Consider the following 12,464-nt stretch of genomic DNA (forward strand, 5'->3'; position numbering starts at 1 on the left):
AATGTTTCGCCGTCAGGCGTAAGGTCTTCAGGGTGTTGCGGTTCGTGGTGGGTGCCGAGGATCTGGTTCGGACCCGGTTCGCGCTCTCGCCCGTCTTCGAGCTGCTGAACCTGCTGCGGGCGCTGACCGGCCCGCATCGCCGTGGTGTCCCCGCGGAGTGGCTCGACCGGCTGCGGCCCGCTTTCGACCGGTTGCGTGCCGACCCGGCCATGGACGCGATCCTGGTTCTGCACGACGAGACCTCCGGGGCGAACTTCATCTGCCCGCCACCGCGGCGGCTCGGCCAGACGATCGAGGACGACTTGGTCGCGATCCGGCGGGCGCCGCCGGAGTCGGTGCGGGCGGAGATCGCGTTCTACGTGTCCCGGCGCGACAACGCCTTCCTCACCGAGCCGGATGTGCTGGACCGGCTGGCCGGCTTCCTGGCGGTGGCCTGGGCGGAACTGGTCGCCGCGGACTGGCCCCGGCTGCGGCTGCTCTGCGAACGCGACGTCGTGCACCGTTCGGCGGAACTGGGGCGGGCTGGCTGGCAGGCGGCGCTGGACGGCCTGCACCCGAAGGTCCGCTGGCGGGACGGCGGTATCGACCTGCTGGGCCGGTCCGGCGGGACGACCGATCTGGGTGGTGCCGGGCTGCTGCTGGTGCCGTCGGTGTTCATCTGGCCGGAGATCGCGGTCTTCGCCGACGAGCCGTGGCGGAAAGCGATCATCTATCCCGCTCGCGGGGTGGCGACCTTGCTGGAGCAGGGACCGCCGGAGACGCCGGAGCATCTGGCGGCGCTGATCGGCCGGTCGCGGGCGCTGATCCTGGTGATGCTGGCCGACCCGGCGAGCACCAGTCAGCTGGCCCGGGCGCTGGGACTGGCGGTCGGTGCGGTCGGCGACCACCTGGGCGTGTTGTTGCGGGCGGGCGCGGTGGAGCGGGCCCGGTCCGGCCGTTCGGTGCTGTACCGGCGAACCGCCCTGGGAGAGGCCTTGACCAGGCCGAACTGAAGCGCGGAATCGGTCGAGGTACCAGGGCGCTTTCCAGTGTGGTGACTTGGGGTGCGAATCGCACCCCAAGTCACCACACAAGGTTGAACGCGAGGCGGGGCTCGAACGGGTGAGGGTGCGATGGGGCGGAGGCCGCGACCCGGTAGCCTTCGCCGCGAACAGGCGGGAAGGCGAGTGTCGTGGCGCGGTTGGAACTGACGGAGCATGAGGCGGCGATCTGCCACGCGGTGGGGACCCGGGTGTTCCTCCGGGCTCGGAACCTGGTGGAGAACCACGAGATGTCCGACGCTTCCTGGGACTGGGCCACCGGACGGGTCTCGGCGCGGTTCGGCGACTCGCGGTCCGGCGACGGGTCGGGGCAGGTCCGGGCCACCGTGACTCTCGGGCCGGACGGCACCGTGAAGAGTGTCGCGGGCAGTTGTGACTGCGAGTGGGCGCCGGATTGCGGTCATGTCGTCGCGGCGGTGCTGGCCGCGGGCACCGACACGCCACCACCGCCGGCGATGCCGTGGGAGGCGGCTCTGGCGTCGCTGTTGGACGGCGGCGTCGCGGTCGCCGCGAAGAAGAAGGACCCGGAGCTGGGCCTGCAGTTCGAGGTGGACCCCGCCGAGTGGCGGATCGGGTTGCGGCCGGTGGTGCCGGGCCGCAGCGGCTGGATCCGGACCGGGGTCTCCTGGCGTTCGCTGGGCAACACCTACTCCCGGTCGGTGGTGACGCGGCGGCATCTGGCGCTGCTGCTGGAGTTGCGCACCCAGATCCAGAGTGCCGGCGACCATTACCGCTACTACTTCGACGACCGGGTGCTGTACCTGGATCAGTTCCCGAACCGGCGGGTGTGGGACGTGCTGCTGGAGGCCCAGCAGGACGGTCTGCCGCTGGTGGCGGCGGGTAAGGCCGCGGATCCGGTGACGGTGCGGACCGAGCCGGTGGGTTTCTCGGTGCGGGCCGACCGGGAGGGTGGCGCCCTGCGGTTGCGGCCGGTTCTCAGCGACGGTGACACCGCGCTCGACCCGGAGCGGCTGTCGCTGATCGGCGAGCCCGCGCACGGCGTCGCCTGGTGGGATCTGGCCAAGGACAAACCGCGGGCGCTGCGGCTCGCGCCCCTGGCCCGGCCGGTCGGCACGGAGGCGGCGCTGGCGCTGGCCGCACCGCCGATCGTGGTGCCGGTGGACGAGGAGCCGAAGTTCCTGCGGCAGTACTACCCGGGCCTGGCCCGGCAGTCGGCCGTCGTCGCGGTCGACGATTCGGTGGCTCTGCCCGATCTCGATCAGGCGACGCTGACTCTGACCGGGCGGCGGCTCGCGGGTCACCGGCTGGAGCTGGCGTGGGAGTGGGTGTCGGCGTTCGGGCATCGGGAGCCGGTCGGCGGCCCGGTGAGCGAGACGCGAGCGCGGACGTTGCGGCTGGTGACCGACCTGATCAAGGGCGATGGGTACGGGTTGACCGAGGCCGGGCCGGACGGTCCCCGGTTGCTGCCGGGCACCGTGGTCGCCGGTGACGTCATGCTCCGGGTGCTCCGTGACGTGCTCCCCCGGCTGGCGGAGACCGCCGGAGTGGCCGTGGAGCTGGACACCGACGAGGTCGGCTACGTCGAGACGACCGAGGCGCCGATCGTCACGTTCGCCGACCTGGAATCCGGCGAGCGCGACTGGTTCGACCTGATGGTCCGGGTGTCGGTGGACGGCACGGACGTCGAGTTCCAGAGCCTGTTCGTGGCGCTGGCCGCCGAGCAGGAGTTCCTGATCCTGCCGGACGGCCACTACCTGACGCTGGACCGGCCGGAGTTCCGGCAGTTGCGGGAGCTGATCGCCGAGTCGCGGGCCCTGCACGACTCGCCGGCCGGGGTGCTGCGGGTGGGCCGTCTGCAGCCGGGGGTCTGGCAGGAGTTGGCCGAGCTGGGTGAGGTCAGCGGTCAGGCCGCCGTCTGGCAGGACTCGGTGCGGGAGTTGTGCGAGGTCGGTCCCGGGAGCACCCCGCCGGTGCCGGCCAGCCTGAATGCCACGTTGCGCGGTTATCAGCAGGACGGGTTCGGGTGGCTCGCCACGCTCTACCGGCACGGCATCGGCGGGGTACTCGCCGACGACATGGGCCTGGGCAAGACACTGCAGACCCTGGCGTTGATCGTGCACGCGAAGGCGGACACCCCATTCCTGGTGGTGGCCCCGGCCAGTGTGGTCGGCAACTGGGCGGCGGAGAGTGCGCGGTTCGCACCGGGCCTGGTGGTGAGCACGGTCGGCCGGACCGGTTCACTGGCCACGGCGGTGGCGGGCGCGAACGTGGTGGTCACGTCGTACACACTGTTCCGGCTGGAGTACGACGAGTACGCCGCACTGCCGTGGGCGGGCCTGATCCTGGACGAGGCGCAGTTCGTCAAGAACGCCGCCTCGCAGGCGCACCGGTGCGCGCGCCAGTTGCCGGTCACCTTCAAGCTGGCGATCACCGGCACGCCGATGGAGAACAACCTGGCCGAGTTGTGGGCGCTGCTGGCCATCACGTCGCCGGGGCTGCTGAACCGGCTGGACCGGTTCACCGACTTCTACCGCCGGCCGATCGAACGGGACCAGGATCAGGAGCGGCTGGCCCTGTTGCGGCGGCGGCTCCGGCCGTTGATGCTGCGGCGGCGCAAGACCGAGGTGGTCGAGGAGCTTCCGGCGAAGCAGGAGCAGATCCTGGAGCTGGAACTCAACCCGAAGCAGCGGCGGATCTACCAGACGTATCTGCAGCGGGAACGGCAGAAGGTCCTCGGGCTGCTCGGTGACCTGAGTAAGAACCGGTTCGAGATCTTCCGGTCGCTGACGCTGCTGCGGCAGGCCGCCCTGGACGTGGGCCTGGTCGACCCGGAGCACGACGAGGTGGCGTCGACGAAGCTGGACGCCCTGGCCGAGCGGGTCGGTGACATCGTCGCCGAGGGCCACCGGATCCTGGTGTTCAGCCAGTTCACCCGGTTCCTGGGGGCGGCCCGGCAGCGGCTGGAGGACATCGGGGTGGAGTGCGCCTACCTGGACGGGAAGACCACCCGGCGGGCCGAGGTGATCGACGGGTTCAAGAACGGGACGGCGCCGGTCTTCCTGATCAGTTTGAAGTCGGGCGGGTTCGGGCTGAACCTGACCGAGGCCGACTACTGCATCATGCTCGACCCGTGGTGGAACCCGGCGACCGAGGCGCAGGCCGTCGACCGGGTCCACCGGATCGGGCAGACCCGCAAGGTGATGGTCTACCGGCTGGTCGCCAAGGACACCATCGAGGAGAAGGTGATGGCGTTGCAGGCGCGCAAGGCGGAACTGTTCGGCAGTGTGCTCGACGGTGGGGAGTTCTCGTCGGCGGAGCTGACCGCGGCGGACATCAAGGCGCTACTGGAGTGACTTGCGGTAGCCGGCGACCAGATCCGCGTACACGCCGGCGCTGGGTTTCGGGGTTCGTTCGAAGGTGCTGCGGTCCACCGTGAACAGGCCGAGCTGGTGGCCGTACCCGAAGATCCACTCGAAGTTGTCCATCAGGGTCCAGTGCAGGTAGCCGAGTACCGGGACGCCGTCGTCGATCGCCTCGTGCAGGGCGGTCAGCGACGGTTCCAGGAATCCGGCGCGCACCCGGTCGTCGTCGGTGGACATGCCGTGTTCGGTGATCAGGATCGGGCGGCCGGTGACCTCGTGCACCCAGCGGACCGCTCCGGCCAGGGACTCCGGCTCGACCGCGCTGCCCATCTGGTTGCACGCGACGCCCGGTGCCGGCGGGACCTGGCCGTCACCGTCGTAGTGCAGGCGCTCGTAGTTCTGCACACCGACGAAGTCGTCGTCCATGGCCAGGGTGAGCCAGCGCTCGTACACCTCGGCGCGTTTGCGGTCCCGCACCGACGGATCGTTTCCGGTCACCACATCGTCGGCCACCGCCAGTGACAGGCCTACCGGCAGGTCGGGGCGGCGGGTCTTGATCGCGGTCCGGGCGGCGCGGTGGCCGGCTTCCATCCCATCGGCGAGGGCATCCATCTCCTCGGGAACCATCACGTTCGCGACGCGGTAGCGGGGCACACCGGCGGCGGCGCTCGCGGCTTCCAGGGTCTTGCGTTCCATTTCTCGTACGATCGGCGGCAGCTTCATCCAGCTCAGCAGCCGGGCCAGGTTGGGTTCGTTCATGGTGACGGCCACCGCGATCCGGTCACCGAAACGGGACATCACCTTGTCGCAGAACGCGGCGAACACCGTGGGAGCCGACAGGTCGAGCCAGCCGCCGCGCGCCGCGAACCAGTGCGGTGACGTGAAGTGGTTGAACGTCACCACCGGGGCCAGGCCGTTCGCCAGGCACTCGTCGACGATCCGCTCGTAGTGGTCGAGGGCCGTTTCGTCGTACGTACCGGCAAGGGGTTCGATCCTGGCCCATTCCACCGAGAAACGGTAGGCGTTCAGGCCGAGCCCGGCGGCCAGTCCGATGTCCTCGCGCCAGCGTGTGTAACCGTCGCAGGCCGGGCCGGACGGTTCGCGGAAGACGGTCGGTGTGACGTTCTCCAGGAACCAGGTGTCGCTGTTGTCGTTGCCGCCTTCGACCTGATGACCGGCTCCGGCCACGCCCCACAGGAAGCTCATGCCGCGTCCAACTCTCGCAAGGTGTCCTCGATCCAGTCGGCGGTGTAGGCGCCGACGTGCGGCAGGTGGTCGAGACCGATGTGCTCGGTGCCGCCCTCCTCCGGGGTGAACAGGCGCAGGTCCTTCTTGGGCGCGTTGACCGCCTGGTCGAAGGACTGATGCGCGTACGACACGTCGATCTGCCGGTCGTTGGTCCCGTGGGTGATCAGGAACGGACAGGTGATCTTGTCGACGACACCGTTGAGGGTGATCCGCTCGGCGTCGGCGATGAAGGTGGCGATGTCCGGCGCACCCCACACCCAGAGCACGTGCTCCCAGTAGTGCGGGACCGGGTTCTCCCCCTCGCGGTCCAGGCGCTTCTTCTGGACCTCACCCCAGTTGTGGTTGGCGCCCCAGGCCACGGCCAAGGCGAGCCGTTTCTCGAAAGCGGCGGCGCGCGGTACGTAATACCCGCCCAGCGACCAGCCGACCAGCCCGATCCGGTCGGCGCGGACGTCGGGCCGGGCCGAGAGATAGTCCACGCAGGCTGCGGCCCAGTCCTCGGTCTCCACTCGCGCGGTGAGCCCCTGCAGCCGCAGCGCCTCCCCCGACCCGGGACAGTCGACCTGCAGCACCGAGATGCCCCGGGCGGCCATCTCAGCGGGCCAGCCCGAGGTGTACATGTGCTCTTTGGTGGAGTCGAGCCCGTTCCACATGATCATGACCGGTCGCGGGGTGCCGTCGGTGGACGCGTTGGTGAAGTACGCGGGCAGCGTCGTCCCCTCGAACGGCACCTCTACCCGGGTGGTCGATGGGTCGATCAGCTCGAACGACTTCTCCATCACCGACAACAGGTGCTGGTATGTGGGGATCCGGAGCGGCGACGAGTTCGACAGCATCCGCTCGGCCTGACACAGGTAGACCCCGGCCCGCAGATACTTCTGCCCCGCCGTACGCGAGTGTCCTGATTTCTCGGCTTCTGCCGCTTGGAGCGAAACCTGGTCGGCGACCCGGCGCCAGGACTGCATGAACTGCTCGGTGCCCACGTCGGAACCCTGCCGCGCGAGGTCGAGGATCGGCCGGCAGGCCCGGTCCACCTCGTCGATCGCGCCACCGGAGTTGAGGGTGGCGGTGACGCCGAAACTCCAGATGTAGTTGCCGGGGAAGTAGGTGAACATGATCGCCCCTCAGACCGGCGGAGCGACGAAGAGGCCGCGATCCGGAGTGTTGAAACTGTCCTTGGCGATGATCTCGCTCATCGGGTCGGCGGTCCCCCACTGGTCCTGGGTCTGCGGGTCGGCGATGTCGTAGAGCGTCGGATGCCACTGGTCGGTCTCGAGCCGTTCCAGCTCGGTGGTGTACTCCATGGTGTTGCCGCTGGGGTCGAGGAAATAGGTGAAGGTGTTGTTGCCGGCCAGGTGCCGGCCCGGTCCCCAGATCTTCTTGATGCCGGCGCGCATGACCCGGCCGGTGCCGCGCATGTATTCGTCGAGGCCGCGCATCTCGAACGACACGTGATGCACCGACGTGTGCGGGCCGCGGGCGATGGCGAGGCTGTGGTGCCAGTCGTTGCACCGCATGAAGTGCATCATCTCGCCCATGTGGGCGCTCCACAGCGTGTCGGAGAGTTTGAAGCCCAGGTACTTCTCGTACCAGTCCTTGGTCGCGGTGGGGTCGTTGGAGTTCATCACGGCGTGCGAGATGCGAACCGGGATGGCTTCCCCTTCCTCGACCGCGCGATGCTTGCGGGTCTCCACCCCGGAGGAGATCTCGATGGTACGGCCGTCGAGGTCGAAGAATCGGAACCCGTAACCACCCCCGGCTGTCTGCAGCGTGCCAGGCTGACCGACCAGTTGCACCCCCTCGGCGCCGAGTTTCGCGGCGAGCGCGTCGACGGCGGCCGGGTCGGTGGCGCCGAACGCGATCAGGTCGAGACGCTTCTCGTCGGCTTTGCGCAGCCGGACGATGTACTGCTCGGGCGAACCCTCGGCGGCCAGGAACGACAGGTCACCGTCGGTGCCGACCTCGGTGAGACCCCAGGTGTCGCGGTAGAAGGTGCGCTGGGTGGCGTAGTCGGGGACGGCGAGGTCGACGTGCCGCAGGTGGGTGATGCCGTGAACGTTGAGGTGGGACATGCCTTTCCTTTCGAGAATCAAGCGGGGCCTCAGCCGGCCACGATGGTTCGGACGTTGGTGAACTCGCGGACACCCTCGGCGGACAGCTCGCGGCCGTAGCCGCTACGGCCGGTGCCGCCGAACGGGAGCCGGGGGTCGGAGGCGACCGGGGCGTTGACGAACAAGGCCCCGGAACGGATGCGGCGGCCGACGGCCAGGGCGTGCTCCGGTTCGCCCCAGACCGAGGCCCCGAGGCCGAAGTCGGTGTCGTTGGCCAGTGCGATCGCGTGGTCGTCGTCGCGGGCGCGGATGATCGCGGCGACCGGGCCGAAGGTCTCCTCGGCGAAGGCGGTCATGCCGGGCGTGACGTGGTCCAGGATCGTGGGTTCCACAAAATACCCGGGCGTGCCGGTCCCGCCGCCCGCCAGCAGCTTTGCGCCTGCGGCTACGGTCTCCTCGATCTGCCGGATCACGGTGTCGCGTAGATCCGCGCGAGCCAACGGACCGATACTCACGGATTTTGTAGCTCCCAGTAGTGCGGCGACGAACGCATCGGCGACCGGCTCGACCACGATGAACCGCTTCGCGGAGACGCAGCTCTGGCCGGCGTTGCCGAAGCGGGAGCGGGCCGCGGCTTCGGCGGCACCGCCGAGATCGGCGTCGGCGAGGACCACGAACGGGTCGGAGCCGCCGAGTTCGAGCACCGCCTTCTTGAGCGCCGCACCGGCCGCCGCGGCGATGGCCAGGCCCGCCCGTTCGCTGCCGGTGAGCGTGACCGCGGCGATGCGCCGGTCAGCGACGATGCGAGCGCAAGTCTCCGGCACGCGCTCGGCGTCGATGACCAGGGCCCGGAAGATCCCCGGCTGGAGAGACTCGAACAGCTCCTCGATCGCCAGCGCACAGCCGGTGACGTCGGGACTGTGCTTGAGTACTGCGGCGTTCCCGGCGGCCAGCGCGGCACAGGCGAACCGGAGGACCTGCCAGAACGGGAAGTTCCACGGCATCACCGCGAATATCACGCCGAGCGGTTCGTAGCTGACCCACGACCGGGCCGCCCCCGAGTCGATCGGCCGGTCGGCGAGCCACTCCGGGGCCAGATCGGCGACTACCTCGCAGTTCCAGGCGCACTTGTCGATCTCGGCCAGCGACTCGGCGAGCGGTTTGCCCATCTCGGCGGTGATCAGCGCGGCGTACTGCGCCCGGCGTTCGGTGAGGATCTTCCCCACGGTGCGCAGCAGGGCGAGTCGTTCCGGCAGTGGCGTGGCCGCCCAGGCCACCGCGGTAGCCGCGGTCTCGGCCAGCGCCCGTTCGATCGCGTCGTCGTCGTGGGCCGGATAACGCCCCAGCTCGGCTCCGGTGGCCGGGTCGCGGGTGACGATCTGCACGGTCACACCTCCAACCGGGTGAGGCGGCGGGCCGGCACGATCGGCGGCACCACGTCGTCGCGGGCGACGATCCGGTTGCGGATGGTGCCGAGCCGTTCGATGGTCATCTCGACGACGTCGCCGACTCGCAGCGGCGGCGGGTTCAGTTCGCCGGTGCGGCCCCACGCTTCGGCCAGGGCGCCACCTCCGCACGTCCCCGAGGCGATGACCTCGCCTTTCTTGACCCACGAGGCCCGGGAGGCGTACGAGATCATCTGTTCGAAGGTCCATCCCATGTGCCCGGACCGGTCGCCGCCGGTGATCTCGCCGTTGACTTTGACGGTCATCCGCAGGTCGAGGAAGCCGTCGGCGTCGCGACGGTCGTCGAGTTCGTCGGCGGTGACCACCCACGGGCCGATGGTGGTGGCGAAGTCCTTGCCCTTGGACGGGCCGAGTCCGAGTTTCATCTCCCGGCCCTGTACGTCCCGGGCCGACCAGTCGTTCATCACGCAGTAGCCGCCGATCGCGGCGCGCGCCTGTTCGGTGGTCGCGTTGTGCACGTCGCGGCAGACGATCGCGGCCAGTTCCAGCTCGTAGTCGAAGCGTTCGGTGTCCGGGGCGATCGCCACGTCGTCGTAGCCGCCGGTGACCGCGTGCGGGGCCATGAACAGGAATGACGGGGCGGCGTACCACTCGTCGGGCACGAACTCGTGGCCCTGCATGCCTTTACCGACGCCGGCGACGTGCTGTTCGAAGGTGAGGAAGTCGCGCATCGCCACCGGGTAGACCGGGGGCAGCAGCCGGATCTGGTCGGGCCGGAGCCCGTCGCCGCGGGCGGCCGTGTCGGCGGCCGCCTCACGGTCGTCGCGGTCGGCGGCCAGCAGCTCGATCAGGTCGGTGCCCTCCGGGAAGGGGTGCACCCACCAGTTCGGGCCTTCGCCGACGACCAGTCCGGCCCGGCGCCCGGTGGCGGCGCCGGGCTGCTGGAAGGCTGCCAGTCGCATGGTCGTCAGCCGATCGTGGTGTAGAAGGCGCGCTCCCGCTGGGCGAGCACCGGGATGGCCTGGCCCAGCGCGTACTCCGCGAAGTGCTCGGAAGCCCCGTGGGCGGCGTAGGCGGCCTCGTCGTCGTAGATCTCGAAGAGCCGGAAGATCAGGGGCTCGGCCGGATCCTGGTACGCCTGGTAGAAGCGGTTGCCGGGTTCCTGCCGGGACGGCGGGGTCAGCTTCTCGATGGCGTCGAGGACGATCGCTTCCTGGCCGGGCTGGGCGGTCCAGGTGGCGCTGACGACGTAGGCCATGAAAGTCCTCCGGTGCGGTTTCGAGTTTGTGACGCTTTCACGCTAGGTGGCCGCCCCCGGACCGGAGAAAGTCCGGACGGCGATGCCTGCCATCACCGTGAGAGGGGTTCCCTCGCACAGCGGGCCGGTGTTCTCTGTGACCCAGCACACGTTTGTTAACAGCTGTCGCTCGAAGCCCCAGGAGTTGACATGTACCTGAAAAAATTCGCCCCTTTCATGGCCGGCACCATCCTCCTGAGCGCCTGCGGTTCCGGCGGCACCCAGCCCGCCGACGGCAGCGGCTCCTCCGCAGGCAAGACCGTCGTGTTCTCGGCCCTGGCGCTGAAGATCCCGGCGATGAAGAACCTGTCCGAGGGCGTGAAGGCCTACGGCGGCGGCAAGGGCTACGAGGTCCTGGTGCAGGACCCGAACCTGGACCCGCAGAAGCAGCTCACCGACCTGAAGAGCGTCATCGAGTCGGGCCGGGCCGGCGGCGCCTGGGTGATCGCGGTGCAGCCGGCCGCCCTGTCCGACCTGGTGAAGACGGCCCAGGAGAAGAAGGTGCCGCTGGTGCTCAACGGGGTGCCGGAGGATTACGGGCTGTCCGGCATGCAGCCCGGGATCACCTTCGCCAAGATCGATTACACGGCGCAGGGCACCGCGATCGGCGAATCACTCGGCAAGTGTGTCAACGAGAAGCTCGGTGGCAAGGCCAAGGTGATCCTGACCGTGTCCGCGGCCGGCACCGCCGGCAAGGCCGAGGTCGAGAAAGCACAGCTGGACGCCCTGAAGGCGACCGCCCCCGGCGCGGAGATCGTCACCGAGGTGACGGTCGGCGAACGGGCCAAGGCACAGACCGACATCGGCAACGCCCTGCAGGGCAACCCGGACGCCGACGCGGTGATCGGCAACAACGACGAGGGCGCCCTCGGAGCGGTCGGCGCGTTCGCCGCCGCCGGTAAACAACTGCCCTGCATCACCGAGACCGGCGGCAACGACGAGGTGCTGCAGGCCGTCAAGGCCGGCAAGATCTACGCCTCGGTGGCCCTGCAGTTCGAGGCCGACATGGTCCAGTCGTTCGACACGCTGACCGCGATGATGGCCGACCCGGCCGCCGAGGGACAGCAGCTGGCCACCCCGCAGAAGGTGATCACCGCGGGAAGTGGGCAGTGACCCGGACGGTCTCGGCACTGGTCTTCCTCCGGGACCGTGGCATCTTCATGCTCTGGGGCGTCGTCATCGTCGCGTTCTCGTTCTGGTGCGCGCCCTACTTCGCCACCCTCGACAACGCGCTGCTCATCGCGAACGCCGCCGCCCTGACCGCGATCTTCGCGGCCGGGGTCGGTTTCGGCGTGATGACCGGGGTGCTCGACCTGTCGCTGCCGGGCACCGCCGCGTTCTCCGCCTGCACCGCCGGCTGGCTGATCACCAACGGTCAGCCGGTGTGGCTGGCCCTGCTCACCGCCCTGGCCTGCGGCATCATGGTCGGGCTGGTCAACGGACTGATCGCGCTGCGCGGCTTCAACCCGATCATCGTCACCATCGGCACCCTGTCGGCACTCTCCGGCCTGGCGGCGGTGATCGCCGGCGGCTACACCTTCCCGGGCCTGACCGGGCTGACGTTCATGGGCACCGACCGCTATCTCGGGGTGCCCGCCCCGGTCTGGATCGTGGCGGCGCTGTTCATCGTGGGAACGGTGTTCCTGACCCGGACCCGGGAAGGCGTCCGGCTGATGGCCGTCGGCGGCAACGCTGAGGCGGTCCGCCGCTCCGGCATCCACAGCGACCGTTACAAGGTGCTCGGGTTCGTCATCTCCGGCCTGTGCGCGTCACTCGGTGGCCTGGTCACCGCGGCGATCACCACCGAGGCCACCCCGGAGGCCAGCCCCAGCATCATCTTCAACGCGCTGACCGCGGTCGCCCTGGCCGGGGTGGCGCTGACCGGCGGCCGGGGCAGCCTGCCGCGGGTCCTGGTCGGCGCGCTGATCCTGGCGACCATCTCCAACGGCCTGACCATCCGCGGGGTCCAGCCCTACTGGGCGACGGTGATCACCGGCCTGCTGCTGCTGGCCTCGCTGCTGCTGGAGCGGGTCGTGCAGACCGCCGTGTCGAACCGGCTGATGTCCTCCAACCTGTCCGTGCACAAGAAGCAGGTGTGA

Annotated in this window: 10 protein-coding genes; 4 read left to right on the plus strand and 6 right to left on the minus strand. The window is 69.5% G+C overall.

Annotation, left to right across the window (positions count from 1 at the left end):
* The first annotated feature begins 32 nt into the window (after positions 1-32).
* Complete coding sequence (locus tag BLU81_RS16840; protein ID WP_092545539.1) at positions 33-992, plus strand: ArsR/SmtB family transcription factor; 960 nt, start codon at positions 33-35, stop codon at positions 990-992.
* A 179-nt stretch (positions 993-1,171) separates the two neighbouring features.
* Entirely contained in the window at positions 1,172-4,354 is a 3,183-nt protein-coding gene (locus BLU81_RS16845; protein ID WP_092545540.1) for a DEAD/DEAH box helicase, read from the plus strand.
* Here BLU81_RS16845 and BLU81_RS16850 read toward each other — a convergent pair.
* The 6 genes from BLU81_RS16850 to BLU81_RS16875 are packed head-to-tail and all read right to left on the minus strand — an operon-like array spanning position 4,343 to position 10,326.
* Positions 4,343-5,569: a glycoside hydrolase family 1 protein gene (locus BLU81_RS16850; RefSeq protein WP_092545541.1), complete on the minus strand. Its 1,227-nt coding sequence runs from the start codon at positions 5,567-5,569 to the stop codon at positions 4,343-4,345. The two genes, BLU81_RS16845 and BLU81_RS16850, sit on opposite strands and share 12 nt — an antisense overlap.
* Positions 5,566-6,726, minus strand: coding sequence for an alpha/beta hydrolase family protein (locus BLU81_RS16855; RefSeq protein WP_092545542.1), 1,161 nt, complete (start codon positions 6,724-6,726; stop codon positions 5,566-5,568). Before BLU81_RS16855 ends, BLU81_RS16850 begins: the two co-directional genes overlap by 4 nt.
* Positions 6,727-6,735: 9 nt before the next feature.
* The gene (locus BLU81_RS16860) at positions 6,736-7,683 is read right to left on the minus strand and encodes a VOC family protein (RefSeq protein ID WP_092545543.1); all 948 of its coding nucleotides are present in this window, start codon (positions 7,681-7,683) and stop codon (positions 6,736-6,738) included.
* A 29-nt stretch (positions 7,684-7,712) separates the two neighbouring features.
* Positions 7,713-9,047: an aldehyde dehydrogenase family protein gene (locus BLU81_RS16865; protein WP_197686253.1), complete on the minus strand. Its 1,335-nt coding sequence runs from the start codon at positions 9,045-9,047 to the stop codon at positions 7,713-7,715.
* Between the two features lie 2 nt (positions 9,048-9,049).
* Entirely contained in the window at positions 9,050-10,030 is a 981-nt protein-coding gene (locus tag BLU81_RS16870; protein WP_092545545.1) for a fumarylacetoacetate hydrolase family protein, read from the minus strand.
* A 5-nt stretch (positions 10,031-10,035) separates the two neighbouring features.
* Positions 10,036-10,326: a putative quinol monooxygenase gene (locus tag BLU81_RS16875; protein ID WP_092545546.1), complete on the minus strand. Its 291-nt coding sequence runs from the start codon at positions 10,324-10,326 to the stop codon at positions 10,036-10,038.
* A gap of 189 nt (positions 10,327-10,515) precedes the next feature.
* Here BLU81_RS16875 and BLU81_RS16880 point away from each other — a divergent pair, with 189 nt between their 5' ends.
* Positions 10,516-11,478, plus strand: coding sequence for a sugar ABC transporter substrate-binding protein (locus tag BLU81_RS16880; RefSeq protein WP_092545547.1), 963 nt, complete (start codon positions 10,516-10,518; stop codon positions 11,476-11,478).
* Positions 11,475-12,464, plus strand: coding sequence for an ABC transporter permease (locus tag BLU81_RS16885; protein ID WP_092545548.1), 990 nt, complete (start codon positions 11,475-11,477; stop codon positions 12,462-12,464). The genes BLU81_RS16880 and BLU81_RS16885 overlap by 4 nt, the downstream gene beginning before the upstream one ends.

The organism is Actinoplanes derwentensis (genome assembly GCF_900104725.1).
GTDB lineage: Bacteria > Actinomycetota > Actinomycetes > Mycobacteriales > Micromonosporaceae > Actinoplanes > Actinoplanes derwentensis.

Coding starts and splice junctions, on each gene's coding strand:
- BLU81_RS16850 (WP_092545541.1), bottom strand. CDS start 5,569: ATGAGCTTCCTGTGGGGCGTGGCCGGAGCCGGTCATCAGGTCGAAGGC.
- BLU81_RS16855 (WP_092545542.1), bottom strand. CDS start 6,726: ATGTTCACCTACTTCCCCGGCAACTACATCTGGAGTTTCGGCGTCACC.
- BLU81_RS16860 (WP_092545543.1), bottom strand. CDS start 7,683: ATGTCCCACCTCAACGTTCACGGCATCACCCACCTGCGGCACGTCGAC.
- BLU81_RS16870 (WP_092545545.1), bottom strand. CDS start 10,030: ATGCGACTGGCAGCCTTCCAGCAGCCCGGCGCCGCCACCGGGCGCCGG.
- BLU81_RS16875 (WP_092545546.1), bottom strand. CDS start 10,326: ATGGCCTACGTCGTCAGCGCCACCTGGACCGCCCAGCCCGGCCAGGAA.
- BLU81_RS16880 (WP_092545547.1), top strand. CDS start 10,516: ATGTACCTGAAAAAATTCGCCCCTTTCATGGCCGGCACCATCCTCCTG.